Source organism: Psychrobacter sp. ASPA161_9, from assembly GCF_051970275.1.
GTDB lineage: Bacteria > Pseudomonadota > Gammaproteobacteria > Pseudomonadales > Moraxellaceae > Psychrobacter.
In genome coordinates, this window is the sequence record NZ_JBEFNI010000008.1 from 143726 (window position 1) to 164198 (window position 20473).

The 20473-nt window shown below is 44.2% G+C and carries 14 protein-coding genes; 7 read left to right on the top strand and 7 right to left on the bottom strand.

What is annotated here, in order from left to right; translation table 11 throughout:
- Positions 1 to 9: 9 nt before the first annotated feature.
- The gene (locus ACTQ9S_RS10575) at positions 10 to 795 is read right to left on the bottom strand and encodes an enoyl-CoA hydratase-related protein (RefSeq protein ID WP_068038552.1); all 786 of its coding nucleotides are present in this window, start codon (positions 793 to 795) and stop codon (positions 10 to 12) included.
- Positions 796 to 1076: 281 nt separating this feature from the next.
- On the opposite strand from ACTQ9S_RS10575, the gene ACTQ9S_RS10580 reads away from it, so the two are divergent.
- The 5 genes from ACTQ9S_RS10580 (at position 1077) to ACTQ9S_RS10600 (ending at position 8595) form a co-directional block, all read left to right on the top strand.
- The gene (locus ACTQ9S_RS10580; RefSeq protein ID WP_068038555.1) at positions 1077 to 2243 is read left to right on the top strand and encodes an acyl-CoA dehydrogenase family protein; all 1167 of its coding nucleotides are present in this window, start codon (positions 1077 to 1079) and stop codon (positions 2241 to 2243) included.
- A 62-nt stretch (positions 2244 to 2305) separates the two neighbouring features.
- On the top strand, positions 2306 to 4399 hold the full coding sequence (locus tag ACTQ9S_RS10585) for an acetate--CoA ligase family protein (RefSeq protein WP_440454911.1): 2094 nt from the start codon (positions 2306 to 2308) through the stop codon (positions 4397 to 4399).
- 163 nt (positions 4400 to 4562) lie between these two features.
- The gene (locus ACTQ9S_RS10590; RefSeq protein WP_068038561.1) at positions 4563 to 6191 is read left to right on the top strand and encodes a BCCT family transporter; all 1629 of its coding nucleotides are present in this window, start codon (positions 4563 to 4565) and stop codon (positions 6189 to 6191) included.
- A gap of 805 nt (positions 6192 to 6996) precedes the next feature.
- Positions 6997 to 7770, top strand: a complete 774-nt coding sequence (truC, locus tag ACTQ9S_RS10595; protein WP_068329804.1) for a tRNA pseudouridine(65) synthase TruC — start codon at positions 6997 to 6999, stop codon at positions 7768 to 7770.
- Between the two features lie 477 nt (positions 7771 to 8247).
- Positions 8248 to 8595 carry a hypothetical protein gene (locus tag ACTQ9S_RS10600; protein WP_068038567.1) on the top strand — a complete coding sequence of 116 codons (348 nt, stop codon included), beginning with the start codon at positions 8248 to 8250 and terminating at the stop codon, positions 8593 to 8595.
- A 168-nt stretch (positions 8596 to 8763) separates the two neighbouring features.
- On the opposite strand, the gene ACTQ9S_RS10605 is transcribed toward ACTQ9S_RS10600, so the two are convergent.
- The 4 genes from ACTQ9S_RS10605 to ACTQ9S_RS10620 form a co-directional block, all read right to left on the bottom strand.
- A complete protein-coding gene (locus tag ACTQ9S_RS10605) occupies positions 8764 to 9597 on the bottom strand; it encodes a sulfite exporter TauE/SafE family protein (protein ID WP_440454912.1) in 834 nt (277 codons plus the stop codon).
- A 217-nt stretch (positions 9598 to 9814) separates the two neighbouring features.
- Entirely contained in the window at positions 9815 to 10330 is a 516-nt protein-coding gene (locus ACTQ9S_RS10610; protein WP_440454928.1) for a flavin reductase, read from the bottom strand.
- Positions 10331 to 10506: 176 nt separating this feature from the next.
- Positions 10507 to 11535 carry a methionine synthase gene (locus ACTQ9S_RS10615; RefSeq protein WP_440454913.1) on the bottom strand — a complete coding sequence of 343 codons (1029 nt, stop codon included), beginning with the start codon at positions 11533 to 11535 and terminating at the stop codon, positions 10507 to 10509.
- A 61-nt stretch (positions 11536 to 11596) separates the two neighbouring features.
- Complete coding sequence (locus ACTQ9S_RS10620) at positions 11597 to 12619, bottom strand: DUF1852 domain-containing protein (RefSeq protein WP_440454914.1); 1023 nt, start codon at positions 12617 to 12619, stop codon at positions 11597 to 11599.
- Positions 12620 to 13522: 903 nt separating this feature from the next.
- Here ACTQ9S_RS10620 and ACTQ9S_RS10625 point away from each other — a divergent pair.
- A complete protein-coding gene (locus ACTQ9S_RS10625) occupies positions 13523 to 14617 on the top strand; it encodes a sugar-transfer associated ATP-grasp domain-containing protein (RefSeq protein WP_350657279.1) in 1095 nt (364 codons plus the stop codon).
- 126 nt (positions 14618 to 14743) lie between these two features.
- On the top strand, positions 14744 to 15466 hold the full coding sequence (locus tag ACTQ9S_RS10630; protein WP_440454915.1) for a hypothetical protein: 723 nt from the start codon (positions 14744 to 14746) through the stop codon (positions 15464 to 15466).
- A 128-nt stretch (positions 15467 to 15594) separates the two neighbouring features.
- Here ACTQ9S_RS10630 and ACTQ9S_RS10635 read toward each other — a convergent pair whose 3' ends face one another.
- Both ACTQ9S_RS10635 and ACTQ9S_RS10640 read right to left on the bottom strand, forming a co-directional pair.
- A complete protein-coding gene (locus tag ACTQ9S_RS10635) occupies positions 15595 to 18705 on the bottom strand; it encodes an efflux RND transporter permease subunit (protein ID WP_440454916.1) in 3111 nt (1036 codons plus the stop codon).
- Complete coding sequence (locus ACTQ9S_RS10640; RefSeq protein WP_440454917.1) at positions 18702 to 19985, bottom strand: efflux RND transporter periplasmic adaptor subunit; 1284 nt, start codon at positions 19983 to 19985, stop codon at positions 18702 to 18704. The genes ACTQ9S_RS10635 and ACTQ9S_RS10640 overlap by 4 nt, the downstream gene beginning before the upstream one ends.
- Between the last annotated feature and the right edge of the window lie 488 nt (positions 19986 to 20473).

A 20473-nucleotide genomic window follows, 5' to 3' on the forward strand; every position in this document is an offset into this window, starting at 1 on the left:
TATCTCCTTTTAACACCCTTTCCAGATTGGGGGGCGGCCTTCCGCAAAAGCATTGCTGCCTTCTTCGGCATCCTGTGATTGAAGCATGCGTTTGTAAGCCGGCAGCGATCCACTACGCTGAAGTTCAAACGCTTGCTGCACGGAAATTGATTCTCCGGCGGAGACTAGTTCCATGATTGCCTGTTGAGCTAAGGGAGCACTTGCAGCGACTCGTCCGGCCAGCGCCAGTGCCGTCGCTATCAATTCGTCCGGGGCAACAACAGCGTTCACTAATCCCCACCGCAGAGCCTCCTCTGCACTCAGGCGACTACCCGTTAGTAGCATCTCCATAGCAACTGCTCGAGGCAACCGCTTGGGCAGACGAAACACGCCACCTGAATCGGGAACAATACCAATCTGAGCTTCGGGTAGGAAGAACTGAGCATGGTCAGCTGCCACGATTAAATCGCAGGCCAAAACCAGTTCAAAACCACCACCAACTGCCATGCCGTTAACGGCGGCAATAACAGGCTTGGTCAGACTGAAAAGTTCGGTCAGCCCGGCAAAACCACCAGGGCCGTGGTGAGCATCTACCGCTTCCCCCGCGGCGGCGCCTTTAAGATCCCAGCCCGCTGAAAAGAAGCGTTGGCCGGCTCCAGTAATAATCGCAACCTGAAGAGAAGGGTTCTGCTCAAATTCAGCCAAGGCCTCGTAAAGCTCAAAACTTGTGGCGCAGTCTATCGCATTAGCTTTGGGGCGATTCAAGGTGATTAATAACGCTGAGCCCCTGTGTTCGGTATGTACAGACACTGACATGTTGTTCAATCCCTCTGTTGTTTTTGTATTGGTTGTTCCATTGCCACCACCTTAGCGCAAAGCCCGATATACCCATTGCACAAAATCGTCATAAAAATGCACCAAAACGACAGAACAGATTTTACGCCACAAAACGACACCGTTCATTGTCGTATTTCACGATAAATACGTCGTTTTTGGTCAACCACACCCTTGCACTCCTGCGTAGAGTAAATAATAGTTTAGGCCCGTAAACAAACGGCACATCATCATCAACACTAACATTCCCTGGAGACTTTACAATGGATTTTAATCTTTCCAAAGAGCATCTTGAACTGCAGGCAAAAGCCAAAGAATTTACCGAAACCGTTCTCTTCCCCCATGAAATGGAGTGTGAAGAAAATGACGGCATCAGCCGTGAAACTCACCAAAAGATTATCGATGCCACATTGGCGTGGGGCTTTAACGCACCAAACCATAGCAAGGAAGATGGCGGCCAAGGCTTTAGTATCTTTGAACAGACCATTCTCAACGAGCAACTAGGCAAAGCCACTGGCGCCATCTGGGACGCGCTTTGGTATCCCTCTTATCCCATGCGCTTCGCTACTCAGGCGCAAAAAGAAGAATATTTAATCCCGACTTGTCAGGGCAAACGTCGCGACGCCTATGCCATTACTGAAGCCGATGCAGGCTCTGACCCGACTCAGTGCATGACACGTGCAGACAAGGTCGAGGGTGGCTGGAAAATCAACGGTGAGAAGTGGTTCGTAACCATCGGAGACATTGCCGATTATATTCTGGTACACGCTCACGTAGATGGTGATTCAACCAAACCCACCGTATTTTTTGTTGAAAAGAACTTGCCTGGTGTAGAGCTCAAACGTACACCGCTTTATACCCACCATTTTGCGTTCAAGCACCCTGAGTACATCTTCAACGACGTGATTGTTGGAGAAGACAAAATTCTGGGCGAAATCGGCCAAGGCTACGATATGACCAAGGATTGGTTTGTTGAAGCGCGCCTAGGAATAGCAGCCCGTTGCGTTGGTGGCGCCATTCGAGCCGCTGAAGAAGCAAACAAGTTTGCCGCCGAACGCATCCAATTCGGCCAGCCAATTAATAACTTTCAAGCGATCGAATTCATGCTGGCTGATATGGGCGTCGAAATCATGGCCGCCAAGTCTATGCTCTACCGACTGAGCTGGGAAATCGACCAGACCAGCGACCGCAAGCTTAATCACGCCAGAGCGGCAGCATTGAAGCTGTATTGTTCCGAAATGGTGGGCCGAGTTTGCGACAAGGCTGTACAAATTCTGGGTGGTCGCGGTTATATGCGTGAACAAGCAGTTGAGCGTTTGTGGCGTGACACCCGAGTCGACCGAATCTGGGAAGGCACTTCAGAAATCCAACGTGTCATTATCAGCGGCCAAATTAAGAAGCGTGGCCTCGATATTTACACTGGTTGGTAAGTCCCCTAGGGCTCGCACGAGCGCGCCCTAACTCTTTTTTTGGGCTTATAAGGTTTCTAATCATGACAAAACATGAAAATCTTCAACGACTGCTTTCACCGCGCAGTATTGTATTTATTGGCGGTTCCAACTTGGCACTTCCTATCCAAAACACTCGAGACATCGGCTTTGATGGCGAAATATGGGTGGTTAATCCCAAGTACGATGAAATCGCTGATATACCCTGTTTCGCCAGCATTGATGATTTACCTGGCACTCCTGACGCGGCGTTCGTATCCATCAATGCTAAGCTGACGGTTCAAGCCGTCGCCGACCTGAATAAAAGTGGGTGCGGCGGCGTGGTTTGTTACGCCGCTGGCTTTGCTGAGGTAGGCAACAATGGCGATGAACTGCAAGACTCACTGATAGAAGCGGCCGGAGATATGGCATTAGTAGGCCCCAATTGCTATGGCTTGCTAAATTTTACCAACGGCGTCGCGTTATGGCCGGACCGCCTTTGTGGTGAGCGTACCGATAAAGGCGTCGCTATCATCAGCCAAAGTGGTAACGTAGCGCTGAATCTGACCATGCACGGCCGCTCACTTTCAATCACCCATGTAATCAGCGTTGGCAATCAGGCAGTATTAGGCGCAGGCGACTATATCGAGCCACTGCTCGAAGACGATCGTGTAACCGCCATCGGTTTTTATATCGAGGGGTTAAAAGATATTGAAACGTTCAGCCGTGCGGCCTTGAAGGCTTTAGAGAAAGGCGTTCCTCTGGTAGTGCTCAAGGCAGGCACTTCGGAGATCGGCACCCAGCTGACCATGAGTCATACCAGCTCCTTAGCGGGCTCTGATGATATGTATCAGGCAATGTTTGATAGGCTGGGCATCCTTCGTGTGCACTCTTTGTCTGAGCTGCTTGAAACCCTGAAGATTGCCTCTCTGTGCGAACTTCCCAAAGGGGATCGTATCGGCGTGCTGACCTGCTCCGGCGGTGATAGCGCCATGCTAGCCGATAGTCTGGATCATTATAAGCTTCAGCTACCAAGCTTATCCAAGGTACAGGAACAAAAACTAGGTGAATGGTTGCCCGATTTTGCCAGTCTTTCCAACCCCTTAGACTACAACACCTCGATTTGGGGCAACCTTGAAGCCTGTACCGAGGTATTTGGCATTATGATGGAGGGCGACTGTGACGCTACCGTATTAGCGTTAGACTTCCCCAAACAGGGCATTGGTGACGATCACGAATGGCAAGTGGCGGTTGATTCTTTAATTGCCGCTCACGCCAACCACCCCAAGACCTGCGCCGTGATCTCTAACCTCAGCGAACTAATGCCGGAGAACGCCCGCCAGCGGTTAGCGAAAGCTGGTATTGCACCATTGCAAAGCCTGAAAGACGGTGTTGCAGCGTTGGCACGGCTTGTGCGTTATGGCGAGCGCCGCCGTCAAGTGGCCGCAATGGATGACCCTGAGCAATTACTTCTGCGCGGGCCTTTATTGGTGGAAGGCGAGAGCAAGATGCTAGATGAGTGGGCCTCTAAGCAACTGGTTGGCCGCTATGGCCTGCAACTACCCGGCGGTCGCTGTGTAAACAAAGCAGATGTGGTAGAAGCAGCGGACGAAGTTGGCTACCCTGTGGTGATGAAAGGGGTCAGCGACAGGCTGGCTCACAAGACCGAGGCTGGGGCCGTCATGCTCAATCTTAAAGATGGCAGCGCCGTGGCCAGCGCTGTTGAGGTAATGGCGGGCCGCCTAGCCGAACAGGGGCTCGCCGATGCCCGCTTTCTGATCGAACCTATGATTTCAGACTTTGTTGGCGAGCTGATCATTGGCCTCAAACGAGATGAACAGTTCGGACTGGCACTGATTGTTGGTACGGGCGGCATTCTGGTCAACCTGCTCAACGACAGTGCAATTATGCTGCTGCCAATTACCCGCGAAGCCGCTAGTACGGCTGTTCTATCACTCAAAGGCAGCGCGTTGCTGCGGGGTTTTCGAGGCCACCCGGAAGGCGACTTGGAAGCCGTAGTAGATGCCATTATGGCCGTAGCTGATTTTGCTATGGATCACTGGAACAGTGTTACCGAACTGGATATCAACCCCTTGATGGTCAGGCCTAAAGGTAAAGGTGCAGTCGCTGCCGATGCCTTGGTTCGATTACAACAGTAGCTTCTTTCTACCGGTTCACACACACTTTTATTGAAACGATTTTTTAAACATTAGAAAAATATAAGGCACCAATAATTGACAGTGCTAGTAATAATTACCTCAAGCAATAACAAATAAAACTTGAGGTACCCCTCCCTAAAGGACTACGTGCGAGGTAAAGGTAATGAATACCGTTCAAAAAAACAATAAATTAACGATCGACCCGGGAATTTTCTGGTCTTCGATAATTGCTATTTTAGCTGCAAGCATTCCTCTTGCTTTATATCCGGAGGCGGGAAAAGCCGCTGTTGATGGACTTTTAAGTTCGTTCACCGGCACCTTCGGTTGGCTTTACTTGCTAACCGGAATCGGCAGTTTCTTTTTTATGGTCTGGCTTGCATACGGCCCTCTGGGGCGGATCAAAATGGGCGCACCCGACGAGCAGCCGGAGTTCAGGACCGTTCCTTGGATTGCCATGCTGTTCTGTGCAGGAATCGGCATCTCAATCTGCAACTGGGCCTTTGTAGAACCGCTCTACCTCTTCTCAGGCCCGCCTTTGGGTATCGAAGGCGGCACCACTGAGGCAGCCGAATGGGCAGCCATGTATCCGATGTTCCATTGGGGCGTAGTGCCTTGGGCGCTGTATCTGATGCCTGCCCTGCCTATGGCGTATGTTCTGTACGTACGCAAGGTCAATGTATTGCGCCTCAGCGAAGCCTGCCGCGGTATACTCGGAAAAGCGGTGGACGGCCCTATCGGTAAGCTGATCGACGTCATTGTGATCTTTTCGATAGTCGGTGGTGTGGGAACCTCTCTGGGACTTTCCGTGCCTTTGGTGTCCGCCCTCTTTCAGGAGATGTTCGGACTGGCAGATTCGTTTGGATTGCAGATGGGGATCCTGACCGCCTGGACCGCGATGATAGCCTGGAGTGTTTATAACGGTCTGAACAAGGGAATTCAGACGCTATCAAATATCAATGCGGCGCTAGGTTTTCTGCTGCTGTTTTTTGTCTTGATTGTGGGGCCAACGATCTTTCTGTTGAACCTTTGGACTAACAGTGTAGGATTGTTCTTAGATAATTTTTTCCGCATTAACTTCTGGACTGATCCAGTGGCAAAGGGTGGCTTCCCCGAGAGCTGGACCATCTTCTACTGGGCTTGGTGGATCGCTTACGCGCCTATGATGGGGTTGTTTGTAGCACGTATCTCGCGCGGTCGTACCATTAAGAACATAATCGTTAATGGCGTAGTCTGGGGTACCCTCGGCTGCTGGGCCTTCTTTGCAATCTGGGGCGGTTATGCTATTGACCTGCAGCTTAGTGGAGCAGTCGATCTGCAGACGATTCTGAGCAGCGATGGCATACCGGCAACAGTCGTAGCGATCTTGAAAACCTTGCCAGTAGCATGGTTGGTAATCCCGTTATTCACACTGCTATGCTTTGTATTTCTGGCCACAACTGTAGATTCTTCCGCCTACATGCTGGCATCGATCTGCACCAAGGAACTCACCGGTTATGAAGAGCCCGCCAGATGGAATCGTATCTTGTGGACCCTTATGCTTGCCTTGGTTGGTGTAGGGCTCCTATCCGTTGGCGGCCTCAAAGCGGTTCAGACCTCCACTATCCTGGTAGCGCTACCGATGATACCAGTACTCATTATCATGTCTGCATCCTTGGTTCGCTGGGCCTACCGTGACTTTGGGGCCGAACTCTCTCCATACGCCATCGCCCGCTGCCAGGTTCAGGGAAAGACTGTAGTAGTACAACAGTACGACGATGGCAAGAAAGTGACGCTCGACGACGGCAAAGAATAGGTGTTCAATTCTAATTCGGATGACTTCGCCAACGCCGAGCTAGAACTGAAGCCTTAAACTCAATGCAACAAGACTGACAGTTCAGCCCGCTTTTTAAATTCTTCCCGAGTTCAGAGGGCCCTAAGCGGATCATTCTTCACAAGTACGCTCTCGGTAATATTGGAATTGGAGATAGCTCGATTAATCTAAAAAATAGATCCTGCATCTTGATACCCAACGTATCAAATATAGCGCCGCATTTAAAATAGAAGCCGTCAATAATATTGGAACATCAGTATGATAGCTAATTACTAAATATTAAGCTCAATAAGTAAGATTAACTAAACTAGAATGATAGTTAATTATTATTAGCCATTTACAGCTTCTATATTTATCAAGGATTTAGAACATTTCTAGTATGATAGATAATTACCTATCATACTGAATCCTCCGCCACCTTACATAAACTAGATGGCGGAGGATTTTTTTTGAATAAAAAAAATGGAAAATCTCAATAATTTGGGGATACTTCAATATAACCATTATATTAAGCTGGCAAGCACATTGAAAAAGATTAAAATACTAACGTCTAAATCCATTTACCATAACGTCTCTTATGGAAATAAGAAGCTGTCTTTGAGAGTGTATTTACGATCGTCAAACTTACTTACATATGGTTGATTCTAATCACTACTCATTGGTGTACCGCGTATTTTCTCTGAATCACAGTCCAAATTTATTATGGCACTACAGATGCGATAAAAAGGATATGTATAAAAGATAGTAGATATATAATGACAGTATTTAAAGTAATAGTATCTAAAGTATGGGCACTGAAAACATGGATATCGAAAGCGATACCGCTAACCAAATAGAAATTATCTATGAAGATGAGTTTCTGGTGGCGATTAATAAAGAAGCTGGTCTATTAGTGCATCGTAGTTGGCTGGATAAAGGCGAGACGCGCTTTGCCTTGCAACTCACCCGTGATGCGGTAGGTTGCCATGTATTTCCGGTGCATAGATTAGACAAGCCTACCTCAGGCGTGTTGTTGTTTGCCAAGAGCTCAGCTGTGGCGCGCAGTCTTACCGAGGCTTTTACTGAACACAAAGTTACCAAGCAATATCTAGCCGTGGTGCGCGGCTTTATGCCAGAGCAGGGCACCGTTGATTATGCGTTGAGCTTTAAGCCCGATGCCATCGCTGATAAGTTTGCCAACTTGGACAAACCCGCTCAAGAGGCGGTGACCCATTGGCGACGTTTGGCACAAGTTGAGCTGCCATTTGCTGTGTCAAAAAAGCATGACACTAGCCGCTATAGTCTAATGCGCTTAACACCCGAGACCGGGCGCAAGCATCAGCTGCGTCGGCACATGAGACATTTATTCCATCACATAGTGGGTGATACCAGCCACGGCGACGGACGGCACAATCGATTTTTTCGTAGTCAATATGGTTGCACGCGCATGCTACTGCATGCCCAGAGTTTAGCGCTTAGTCATCCTGTTACTGGTGAGCCCTTGTTGCTAAAAGCAGAATTGGATGAGCAATGGATGAACATTTTAAAAGAATTTTCTTGGGTAGAGAGTGCTGAGGTTTAAGCAGTGTTAGGTTTAGGGTTGATCTTGGAGAGTTATATCAAAGCAGTCGAAATACTGGATTTACAGTGGTTAGCAAGTTTTAAAATAAGAAAGACTGCAAATACTGGCGCTATTGTTGAGGGTTTGAGTCCCTAGTGAGGACTTGAAAGCTTGGTTGTACGCTACGTAATTCAATGCATTGACCTACTGAAATAGCGATAGTGTACTTTGTGGTGTACATGCATCGAGATTTTTAAATATCAATTGAGAAGTTTGCGTGCCTTTGATAATAGTTATTTGGTCGCGCCGACATTTGCACTAAAGAATTAATATGTCGCTTTCAATGTATGGCGCTTCTGTCATGGAATGCATGAAATACAGCCAGCTTTTAGCTTGCTACAAACATTGTCCAATAGGTAAATTGATTACTCACTCAAAGAGTTAGCTAAGAAACATCATAGCTGTCTCTTTGAGTTTATTTTAAACAAGGAAATTAAGATGCAAGTAAAAATAGGTTTGTTATTAGCTGCTGTGTTGGCGTCAGGGTCAAGCTTTGCTGCTGATTCCTATAAGGTTTCTACTTCTGTATTTAAAGATGGTGAGTTAATTGCTTCACCTGTGATGCTTGTAAATGCTGAGGAGATGGCATCAATCGCTGTTGACACTGAGTTTCAGTATAACCTGATAGTAAAGCCATATAATGAGCATACTGCTAAAGTCATTACGGCTCTTAAAGTTGGTGACGAGCTTACTGAACAAGAAACGACCGTCGCTTATGATAAGGAAGCTACAGTTGATAATGGTAAAGACAAACTTACTCTACTAGTTCGTAAGATTGCTAGTTAAGGTATACCCCAAGGGAACCAGTCTGATATGCCTGTAGGTACATTTATAGACTACTCAAAGTAGACCGTTGTCATGGAACTACTTATATTAGACTAGGCACGATTTTCGGTACTAAGCAATACAATTCCGTTCGTGAACTTTGCATCTTGAATACATCGATATAAATGCTCAAACCAGCCCCTTGTAAAGGAAGTAAAATCCCACGACGGTTAACAATACCGAAAAGCATTTCTTCAAAATTTCTGGCGATAGTATATGAGCAACTTTTGCACCTAGCTTAGCGGTGAAAAAACTCATAATGCTAATACCTAAAAAAGCATAAATATGGACAAAGCCAATAGTATTAGGGACATCGACTTGCTGTTGCATTCCAAAGAACATAAACCCTAACGCACCCGCAATGGCAATCGGCAGTCCACACGCAGCTGATGTACCGACTGCTTTTTGCATGACCACACCGTAGCGCGTGAGATAAGGCACCGTTAAGCTGCCGCCGCCGATACCGAAAATGGCCGAAGCAACGCCAATAACTCCGCCTGCCGCTAATTGCTTGGGTTTTGAAGGCAGTTCTATATTAGTATGGTTGGCATTATTGACATCATTAGCCTGACTAGCGACCTGTTTTTTGCCACCAAAAAACATCTTATAAGCGACCCAAAGCAAAAACACACCCACAATGAGCTGAAGATATAGCCCAGATATTTGTCCTGCTATTCCCGCGCCCAAAAAGCAACCAATCGCTAAGCCTGGTGCTAAATTCTTAAAAATAGGCCACATGACGGCGCCCTTTTTATTATGTGCCATTAACGAGCTGATAGAAGTGACAATGATGGTCGCCAATGAAGTGCCTAAGGCCAAATGCATGATGTTGTCAGGACTGTAGCCCATTTGCGTAAAGACAATAAATAATAACGGTACGATGATCGTGCCACCGCCCACGCCAAACAGCCCCGCAGCAAATCCTGCTAGAGCACCTATTATTAAGAAAATGATTAATTCCACAGGATAGTTACTTCTCGGTTAAATGATAGTTTTATAGTCGATGCTAAATAACATGGATACGTTATCTTACAACGTGAAACTAGAATGAATTTTTTGTAGCCTCTGTCGGCGTAGGCACAGCAAGCTAGAAAAATTTGTACCAGTTTCACTGTATCTTCTTTATATTGAGCTGACTATAGTTAGATGACAATTAAATAATCAATGTCAGAAAGTCAGCTTAAACAATTTCTACTTGACCTACTTGATGGTAAGCGCGGTTGAAATACACCAAGCTTTCACTAGCTCCGCTCTGTTGGTCGCTGTCTTGATAACCATTTTTGATGGCAACGACTCGGCACATAAATACACTATGCGTACCCACTTCTTGAATGTCTTCAATTTCGCAATCAAAACTGATCAACGCATCTTCTAAAACAGGGGCACCTGTGGCTAACTCAGTCCAAGAACCATATTCAAATCGTTCTTCTGAGCATAATTTAGAAGCGAAGGCATTGGATATGGATTCATGCTGTGCGCCTAACACATTGACACTTAATGTTTTGTTTTCAAGAAAATGTGCATGTGACCGAGCTGCCTGATTCATACAAACTAGCAAGGTTGGCGGGCTATCAGTGACGCTACATACCGCAGATGCGGTAAAGCCATGAGTGCCAGACGCCCCTCTTGTGGTGACAACATTGACCGCAGTCGTTAATAGAGACATGGCATCTCTAAAATCGTTGGCTTCAATCATATCTTTAATCATTGCTGTAATCCTGAGAAACGTTAAAAAATTGTGCTTCAATTTTAGTTTCGCAAGGGAAATTCTTTAAATGTAATTTCCTCAACGACTGAACTTCAATAAGCATCATTCAATTTAAAAACTCAGCCTAGAAGAATTAAATTTTGCATAAGCTGAGTTAATAAACTCTAAGCCGTCAGTTCTTGACGCACGATTGCAGTGCCTGCACTTAACGCCTTTAGTTTGCCTTGTGCCACTTGGCGCGACAAAGGTGCCATGCCGCAGTTGGTCGAAGGATAAAGCTTATCCGCATCGACAAATTGCAAGGCTTTGCGTAGTGTATCGGCTACCTGCTCAGGTGTCTCAATGGTATTGGTTGCCACATCAATGGCACCAATCATCACTTTTTTACCACGAATCAATTCAATCAAATCCATCGGTACATGTGAGTTTTGGCATTCAAGTGAGACAATATCGATATTAGATTGTTGCAGTTTAGGAAAGGCTTGCTCATATTGACGCCATTCTGAACCCAGTGTCTTTTTCCAATCATTATTAGCTTTGATGCCGTAGCCATAGCAAATATGTACTGCCGTTTCACACTTTAGACCTTCTATTGCACGCTCTAATGTGGCAATACCCCAGTCGTTGACGTCATCAAAGAACACGTTAAAGGCTGGCTCATCGAATTGGATTATATCCACCCCAGTTGCCTCCAACTCTTTGGCTTCTTGATTGAGGATTTTAGCAAATTCCCAAGCCAATTTTTCACGGCTTTTATAATGACCATCATATAGCGTATCAATCATCGTCATAGGACCGGGCAGCGCCCATTTGATTGGCTGGTCGGTTTGCTGACGTAAAAATTTAGCATCGTCCACAAATACTGGTTTTTGACGGCTGACAGCACCAACGACTGACGGCACACTGGCCTCATAACGATCACGAATTTTAACGGTTTTACGATTCTCAAAATCTACGCCATCTAAATGTTCAATAAAGGTGGTCACAAAATGCTGACGGGTCTGCTCGCCATCACTGACAATATCTATCCCAGCATGTTTTTGTTCTTGCAATGTCAAACGTAGCGCATCTTGTTTGGCTTCAAGCAGTTGCTCCCCTTCTAATGCCCAAGGTGACCAGATTTTCTCAGGTTCTGCCAACCAAGAAGGTTTCGGTAAGCTGCCCGCGGTTGAGGTCGGTAATAATAATTCCATATTGGTTACTCTTTTATATTTTAGTCTTTTAGTTTTTTATATGTCGGTTGATAAAGGTCTATTAAGCCGCGTGTTTTTTTACCGCTTCTTTTTGCACAGTTTCACTTGTCACAACATAGTTTGCCGCCCACTCATCAAGAATAGCCTGATACGGTTTAATGAACTCATCTTCCGTAAATTTGCCTTGCGTCACCGCCATTTGGCTGCGCTCTTCGCGGTCATAGACAATTTGAGTCAGTGAATAATCTTGGTACTTCAAACTTGGCTGATATACGTGACCCGCGGTTGAGTTGGCATTATAAATTTCAGGGCGGTAAATCTTTTGGAAGGTCTCCATCGTACTGATAGCACTGATTAACTCAAGGTCGGTGTAATCACTCAGCAAGTCACCGGCGAAGTAAAATGCTAAAGGCGCAACACTACCTGCAGGCATGAAGTAGCGCACCGTTAAGCCCATTTTATGGAAATAGTCATCGGTTAAGGAGTACTCATCTTGCTTGTATTCAACCCCTAATACAGGATGCTGATTGCCAGTACGCTGATAGACTTTACTGCTTGACACACTCAGACAAATCACAGGTTGTTTGTTAAAGTTGGCTTTGTAGGCCTCTGAGTTCAATAAGTGTTGAAACAGTTTGCCGTGCAAATCGCCAAAATCGGCTGCTGGTGGCGATTTTGGGTTTTTCTCAAAATGTTCTGGCAATACGATGCTAAAGTCATAATCGCGCACATAAGATGAGAAGCTGTTGCCAATCATACCGTCAATACGCTTGTTTTCTTTATGATCGATAATTGTTGTTTTTAACGTCTCAATGACTGGAAATGTATGGCCATTGCCTTCGATATCTAAGTCTGCAGAGATGATATCAACTTCAACGGAATAACGGTCAGCGGTTGGGTTATCCCAATGCGCGAGATCATTAAAACGGTTATTTATCATAGTCAGCGTTTTGCGTAAGTTCTCTTGACGTCTCTCGCCACGCGCCAAATTCGCAAAGTTAGTCGTCAGACGTGTGCTGTCTGCAGGCTGATAGTTTTCATCAAAACGAATGCTCGAGATGGAATATGTAAACTGTTTACTCATGATAATCCGCTACCCTAATCTACTCTCATTATTTGAGATAAAGCCAAATTTCTGTATGAGATGAATCATACCTAAACCATTACATGAATAAAAACGATACTATTTAAACATAAGATGAATAAAATTCATGTTTATAGGATTATAGTATGAGATGAGATTGGATAACAGAGATTTTAACAACTTACTTGCTGGAAAATCAGACCTGTAAAAGCATGAGCGATGCTAACGAAAGCCTAGAGAAAAACTTGGTAGATATTTTTGCCTTTACTAATTTGAAATAGGTCAGTGCTAACAAAGTATACGCCTCTACACTAAGCTCGTTTGAACGCTCTGATCTAGTACAAAACCACGTCTTGTTACTACCTAGAAAATTAACTCTCCTCCAAGAAAAGCTGACTATTTTGGATATTTCTTATTATATAAAAACGTATATATTCTAATATCCGAATATATATTGCGGTATATTATACTTTATGTTATATCTATAATAACCCTTGCAACAATGGTGTTATTTTTCTTAGTTGACGTATTGCAACAAGTCTCAAATAAAATATTAGAAAGAGATAAGTTACTAACAGTCCATATAAAGCTGTGCCGGAAAAAGAATGGCACGACCAGTTAAAGATAGGCTTTTATATGTTTGAAAATAAACCTAATCATAAAAAGGAAAATAAGACCAAGAAGTCATTGATTTGAATCAGTATTTTTAATTAGGTTATCCCATAATATCTATAGTTTGGTAGACATTCTCTTAATCTATTGTTCTTTGCGAGTGTCTTTAATATTAACAATCACCTGTACTGTTAGCGTTTTTTCATCATAGTTAGCGTCAGTCTTATCTAGCCTGTTCACTAATTTATTAACCGTTACTTTGAGATCTTAATAAAAAACCCAGAGGATTATATGAAACTAAAAAAGATATACAACCGTATTAAATTCATATCCAGAACACCAGCAGACATATCAAAAATAGTGCGAGGACAAAGCTATTATCCTGAAAAAGAAAGGAAATCCAGTCCTACAATTTTTTTAGATAATCTGTTATGGATCATCAAAAATAAAGAGGTGAATTATTTTTATAACTCTAATGGTCTAGATATCAAAAAATGGAGAAGTCCGGAAGAATTTTTACCAGATATGAAATTTAGAAGAGAAAGAGAATCTGGTAACTCATGTAAAAATGAGAAATTCAACTACAATTATATAGCTATGCTAAGAGACAAATACGTATTTGCAAGTTATCTATCATACGTCATCGGAGAGGACAAAGTAGTTCCTACGATAGCTCTGTACAACAATGGAGAGGTTTACCTACTTAGTGAACGTAAATATATTAGCTTAGAAGATTTTTTTCAAGAAGACATTAAAGTATTTTGTAAGATTATTAACGGGGAAGGTTCAGAAGAAGTCTTTATCCTTGAAAAGAAAGAGGATAGTTATTTTTTAAATAATCAAAAAACCACTTTGTCAGAATTAAAGTCAAAAATGAAAGATTCTAAATTTATTTTTCAGAATGTTATTGAGCAACATGAACGTTTAAATAAAATAAATGATTCAAGTGTTAATACTATCAGGATAACAACGGTACGAGGAGTATCAGGGAAAATCAATATTCTTAATTCCTTCTTAAGACTCGGATCAACCAAAGACTCTTTTGTTGATAATGTTAAGACAGGTGGACTAGCGGTTGGTATCGACGATAGTGGATTATTGAGAAAATATGGTTTCTATGATGTACCTTTTGGTACTAAGGTAGAAAAACATCCGATTAGCAATACGGTATTTGAAGGGTATCAACTTCCCTATTGGGATGAGGTTAAGGACTTAGTAGAAAAAGCACATAAACAATTTTACTATGTGCAATCGATAGGTTGGGATGTCGCTATTACACCTAATGGCCCAATCTTGATTGAAGGTAACGACAACTGGGGCTCTATTCCATCACAGATTGTAGAAGGTGGTTTAAAAGAAAAATGGTATGAACTCAAAAATGGCTAGTGCTTGAATATTCTAGTCAATGTTTGCTTTTTGCAATAGATAAAATCATCAAAAATTACTTATGTTAGGTTTTTTCAAACTTATTTAATTAAAACAGTATGGACACTTTTTATTTGGAGCTTCGTCATGGTAGACACAACTATTTCAGATACAAACAGTAAGCAACCGGTCAATATACTATGGACAGGGGGATGGGACTCAACCTTTAGAATGATACAACTTGCAGTTTCAGGGGCAGTGATTCAGCCTTATTATGTTATTGATACTGCTCGTATTTCGTCTCTAACCGAAATTAGACAAATGTATATCATTAAAGATGATCTTTCTCGCAAGTACAAAGACTGTGAAATTAAAGATATTAAACTTATAGAGCTTTCACGAATTGATATCCCTGATAAGTATGTGAAGACCCATAAAAAGCTGCTCAAAGACAGTTATATAGGGAGTCAGTATATATGGTTAGCGGCTTTATCAGAGCAGATTGCAGATTTGGAGCTCAGTATTCATAAAGATGATACGGCTGAGTACTTCGTAAGAAAGCTAGTAAATAAAGAGAAAGGCCCAGAGTCTGATGAATTTACTATTTTTGGTCGTTTAAAATTTCCTATTTTGGATTATACCAAGCCTGAAATGGAGGAAGAAGCCAAAACTACAGGTGATTTGGACATACTTTATAAATCTTGGTTCTGTCATAAGCCAATTAACAACACTCCATGTGGGATATGCAATCCCTGTAAATATACTATAGCCGAAGGAATGGCTAATCGTTTTACGATTCGAGGGAAAATATATAATAAAGCACCACGTCTGTTTTCATTGACACGCAAGGTCGTTCATAGACTTATATAATTGGTTAGCATCATAGGTATCCAAAAAATTGTAGATCTCTAAAAGTAATAGTCAGTATGATAGATAGTTACTTTCTACCAATAAAGAAAAGGCCAAGACTTATTCAGTCTTGGCCTTTTTTGTGCTTACTATAACTTATCAGCAGCTGGACTGTCGTTATCTTTACCGTGCGGAATCAACCATTTAGCAAACCATCCTGACAAGTCATCCATCAAAGTATATACGACTGGAATCACGACCAAACTTAATAGCGTCGAGGTTACTAGACCGCCTAACACAGCAGCAGCCATCGGGCGTCTAAAGGTAGGATCGGCATCACCCCAGCCAAACACGAGTGGCAACATGCCAGCACCCATTGCAATAGTAGTCATAATGATAGGACGGGCGCGCTTGCGACAGGCATCTATAATTGCCTCAAAACGTGCTAGACCTCTATTTTGCGCAATAATGGCATAATCCACTAGTAAGATAGAGTTTTTGGTGGCAATACCCATTAGCATAATAAAACCAATCATCGAAGGCATTGATAGGCTACTACCCGTAATGACCAAGCCCACGAATGCACCGCCTATCGATAGTGGCAATGCCATCAAAATAGTAAAAGGCTGTAAAATCTTACCAAACAGTAGAATTAAGACGCCTAAGATACAGATAATACCTACGGACATGGCAATGACAAAACCGCTAAATAGCTCAGCCATGTTTTCCGCTTGACCCTGTGCGATCATCGTAATAGACGCTGGTAGTTGCTGCATGGTAGGTGTGTTTTTAACTGCTTCTACCAAGTCGCCAAGCTCGCCAGCACCAGGCTGCACCGTAATCGTAATTGAGCGTTCACGATCGAGGCGACTAATTCGCGCAGGCCCTGTACCAAAGTCAAGGTCAGCGACTTCGCCGACTCGTACGCCTTGACCAGCTGGGCGTGTGCTAGGCACATACAACCCTTCTAACTGATTGACGTTTTGTTTGGCCACATCAGGTAAGCGCACCACGATAGGAATCTGCCGCGTATCTAAATTCAGCTTGGACAGACGCTGTTCATAATCTCCCACTGTCGCGATCCGTAAGGTGGTTGCGATATCTTGTGTGGTGACACCTTTATCTGCCATCGCTAGCCGATCAGGGGTCACGGTCAGCTCTTGTTGCGGTAAGCTGCGATCGCTGGTGACAGCGCCTGCAATCGGTAGCGCGCGGATATCCGTCATGATTTGTTGTGCGGTCTGCTCTAGCACTTGCGGATTGGTACTGGTCAATGAGAAGCTATATCCCGTCTCGCCGCCACTCGATAGCCCTACTGTAAAACGAGCACTAGGCACTTCAGTTAATATGGCGCTAATCTGTTGCTCGATCTCTTTTTTAGAGATACGTTCGGCACGTGGGGCAAGGACGATGTCTAAACTGGCAATGTTTTTTGCGCCGCCACTTCCACTGCTAGAGTTTGGCCCCATCGCTTCTTGCGCCTGCCCAACTGAAGAGAAGACATGAGTTACCTCAGGCAAAGCTAGAATGCGTTCACGTGCCAATGCGGTTACCCGCTCGGTATCTTCGAGTTCGACATCCGGCGTCAGCTCAATGCCTACTCGCGTTTGATCAATGTCATTATCAGGAATAAACGAGGTCGGTAGCAGCTGCACTAGGGCTAATGACCCTATAAATAATAATAAGGTGGCGCCCATGGTTAACCAGCGATGATGAAGTGTCCACGATACTATCTTTAAATACCATGTCATCAATGCGCTTTGCTTTTCGACCCGCTGTTTTTCTGGTCGCAAAATATAGGCTGCCATCATCGGCGTAATTAGACGTGCTACCAATAGCGAGGCAAAAATAGCCATCGCTGCTGTCCAGCCAAATTGGCGGAAGAACTGCCCAACTACACCACCCATAAAGGCTGTAGGTAAAAATACTGCAATCAAGGTAAAGGTAGTGGCAATAACCGCAAGCCCAATTTCATCAGCGGCTTCCATTGCCGCTTCATAAGGCGTTTTACCCATCCGTAGATGGCGGATAATGTTTTCGACCTCAACGATAGCATCGTCGACCAACACGCCAATCACCAGCGATAACGCCAATAACGAGATAATATTGAGGCTAAAATCAAACAGATACATGCCCAAAAAGGTAGGAATGACCGATAATGGCAAAGCTACAGCGGCGACGATAGTAGCGCGAATATTGCGTAAAAATAAGAACACTACGACGACTGCTAAAATACCGCCCTCAATCAACATACGTAATGAAGACTTATAATCCTCTTCCACGGGAGTGGCACGGTCGTAGACTTTTTCGACCTCGATATTACTCATCTCAGCACTTAACTGTGCCAGTGCTGCATCCACTCTTTTGGTCACTTCAACTTCACTGGCACCGCGTGAACGAGTGATGTTAAATGCGACCACTGTTTCGCCATCTAGCTTAGCAACAGAGCTAGGGTCAGCCGCACCATCAGTCACTTCAGCCATACGTCCTAACGCTTGCGTGCCTCCAGTAGGGACAGCAATCTGTAAATCGTTAAGCTCGCGCGCGCGCTCTACTGCTCCCAATACCCGAATGGTTTGGGTAGTATTGCCAACTTCAGCTTCTCCGCCTGCGCTGTCTTGCTGAATACCAGCGATCTGCTGAGACAATTGAGGGATGGAGAGTTGCAAGCCACTAAGCACGATAGGGTCAGCGGCGACGGTAATCTCACGTTCAAGACCACCAATACGACTGATAGCGCTTACCCCTTGGATATCAGATAAGCGCTTAGTAATCGTGTCATCCACGAACCATGATAAGTCCTCAACACTCATATTATTACCAGTCACTGAATACGTGACTACTGGAAATCCTGCTGTCGAGACCTTGGTAATAATAGGATCATTAGCGGCTGCGGGTAAGTCTCCACGTACCTCACCGACTGCTGAGCGCACATCATCCATGGCTTCTTGAATATCTTTTTCTAATACAAACTCAGTAGCGATAGTAGCTGCACCAGTTTGTAAGGTAGTACGAATATGCTTAATACCTTCAATACTAGTCAGCCTATTTTCAATCTTTTTAGCGACATCATTTTCGAGCTGTGACGGTGCGGCTCCCGGCAAAGTAACCGTCACTACGACCGCTGGTAAATCAATATCAGGGAACTGCTGCACTTTCATCTGTTGAAAGCCAAACAAACCGCCGAGTGTTAGCAAGACAAATAGTAAAATCGCAACAAGTGGATTTTTAATTGAATAGGTAGATACATTCATATTCATGGTGTTGCCTGCACAGCTTCACTTTCCACAACGCGTACCAAATCACCATCATTTAAAAAGCTACCGCCTTGCTTGACCAAGCTAATATCGTTTGGCAAAGGCTCTGCAAGTACAACACTGTCCCCAATACGATCTCCTAGGGTCACACGCTGCTGTTGAATACGTCCAACCGTTTTGTCATTCTGGGTTTTGATATCAGTCACTAGCATCACATAATCATAGCCATCGTTGCTGACAATAGCGCTATTAGGCACCGTTTGCATGCTCTCGCTACCGAGCAAAAACTCACCAGTTTGATACATACCCGCACGCGCTGCAGAGTTGGTTTCTAAACTCGCATAGATAGTAATCTGACGGTTATTATCCGCTGTCGGAGCGATACGACTGACTTGCCCCATCACTGATTGATCTCTTGGCAAGCTGACTTTGACAGGCGTACCTACGTTTACATCACCGATTAACTTAGGATCGATATCAGCACGCCACTCTAAAATACCCCTTTTAATAATCGTAAATAGGGGCTCGCCACCTGCGACCATGCCGACCTCAGCCATCTTGTCACTGATTACGCCACTCACTGGCGCGACGACTTTGGCATTCTCAAGGGTTAAGCGCTGATTGCTTAAGCGAGCTTTTGATGACTGCAAGGCAGCTTCTGCGCGTATTCTGGAAGTACGGTAACGGTCCGCTTCTTGTTTACTAATGGCATCTATATCAATTAGCGGTAGCACACGTGCCGCATCCGCGCTGGCATTAGCAAGCGTAGCTTCGGCTTCAGCCACATCTGCTTCTGCTTGCAAGACTTGTTGCTCCATAGCATCGGTATCAAATATCGCTAAAACTTGACCGGCTTTGACACGCGTACCTTCTTCGACCAATACACGCTCAATTGCCACGCCATTGACCTTGGCACTGACATTTGCAATATCTTTGGCACTAATTGTACCGTCGGCTGTTAGCGTGTTGCCGACACTATCTTGACTCGGCTGCACTGTTTCAACTGACAAGACGGCTTGGTCATTATCTGCATTGATAGGCCCTATATCACTTTGAGTCCCAGTGGTAACGGTTGACTCATCTGTAGTTGAGTCATTACCACCCCAATATTTTCCTAACAGCACACCAATGACCAGCACTGCTACCAGCACAGGCAATAGCCACACAGGCAGCTTTGACGAAGGTTTATGCTTTAGCGTATCAAGGTTGCGATAAGGAGGCAGCTCAGGCTCAGGTGTAGGATTAGTCACTTGCTTATCATTAGGGTCTTGCAGATCACTCATAATCGGTCTCTATAAATAAGCGCATTGATAGAAAAGAAGCTAAACATTAATCTTTAATGGGGTGATATAGACAGTTTATATTATTGATAGCTTTTTGCATTGTAGTCTATCGTACTAGCAGGTCAACTGTAGTTTATCCCTACTCTGTTAAAAAATAATTATAAATAACAGTCGAAAGACAGAGCAAGCGTTCAGTAATGATGATATAGGTTTGGAAAATTATGCATGAAGAGTAATGAGTTGATATGACTGTCTATATGTGAATATTGGCTAGATATGACGATTAGATTTCGATCTTATTAACCTTTCTCTGTTATCATTTTTTCGATGATAATCGTATCGCTATCGAATATTACACACTACATACGACATACAGTTCTGTCTTGTGTTGTTAGGTTGGTTTGATACTATTAACTCATGACATCATTCACTCAATGACATCATAATAATGGTGGAATTAGTCCATTAACTTTAACTGTATATTGATG

What these genes read in the sequence shown, in the direction of transcription:
- truC (WP_068329804.1), top strand. Translation starts at nt 6,997, where the DNA reads ATGGGCACTGAAAACATGGATATCGAAAGCGATACCGCTAACCAAATA.
- ACTQ9S_RS10640 (WP_440454917.1), bottom strand. Translation starts at nt 19,985, where the DNA reads ATGAGTGATCTGCAAGACCCTAATGATAAGCAAGTGACTAATCCTACA.
- ACTQ9S_RS10600 (WP_068038567.1), top strand. Translation starts at nt 8,248, where the DNA reads ATGCAAGTAAAAATAGGTTTGTTATTAGCTGCTGTGTTGGCGTCAGGG.
- ACTQ9S_RS10590 (WP_068038561.1), top strand. Translation starts at nt 4,563, where the DNA reads ATGAATACCGTTCAAAAAAACAATAAATTAACGATCGACCCGGGAATT.
- ACTQ9S_RS10630 (WP_440454915.1), top strand. Translation starts at nt 14,744, where the DNA reads ATGGTAGACACAACTATTTCAGATACAAACAGTAAGCAACCGGTCAAT.
- ACTQ9S_RS10625 (WP_350657279.1), top strand. Translation starts at nt 13,523, where the DNA reads ATGAAACTAAAAAAGATATACAACCGTATTAAATTCATATCCAGAACA.
- ACTQ9S_RS10610 (WP_440454928.1), bottom strand. Translation starts at nt 10,330, where the DNA reads ATGATTGAAGCCAACGATTTTAGAGATGCCATGTCTCTATTAACGACT.
- ACTQ9S_RS10580 (WP_068038555.1), top strand. Translation starts at nt 1,077, where the DNA reads ATGGATTTTAATCTTTCCAAAGAGCATCTTGAACTGCAGGCAAAAGCC.
- ACTQ9S_RS10615 (WP_440454913.1), bottom strand. Translation starts at nt 11,535, where the DNA reads ATGGAATTATTATTACCGACCTCAACCGCGGGCAGCTTACCGAAACCT.
- ACTQ9S_RS10635 (WP_440454916.1), bottom strand. Translation starts at nt 18,705, where the DNA reads ATGAATATGAATGTATCTACCTATTCAATTAAAAATCCACTTGTTGCG.
- ACTQ9S_RS10575 (WP_068038552.1), bottom strand. Translation starts at nt 795, where the DNA reads ATGTCAGTGTCTGTACATACCGAACACAGGGGCTCAGCGTTATTAATC.
- ACTQ9S_RS10585 (WP_440454911.1), top strand. Translation starts at nt 2,306, where the DNA reads ATGACAAAACATGAAAATCTTCAACGACTGCTTTCACCGCGCAGTATT.
- ACTQ9S_RS10620 (WP_440454914.1), bottom strand. Translation starts at nt 12,619, where the DNA reads ATGAGTAAACAGTTTACATATTCCATCTCGAGCATTCGTTTTGATGAA.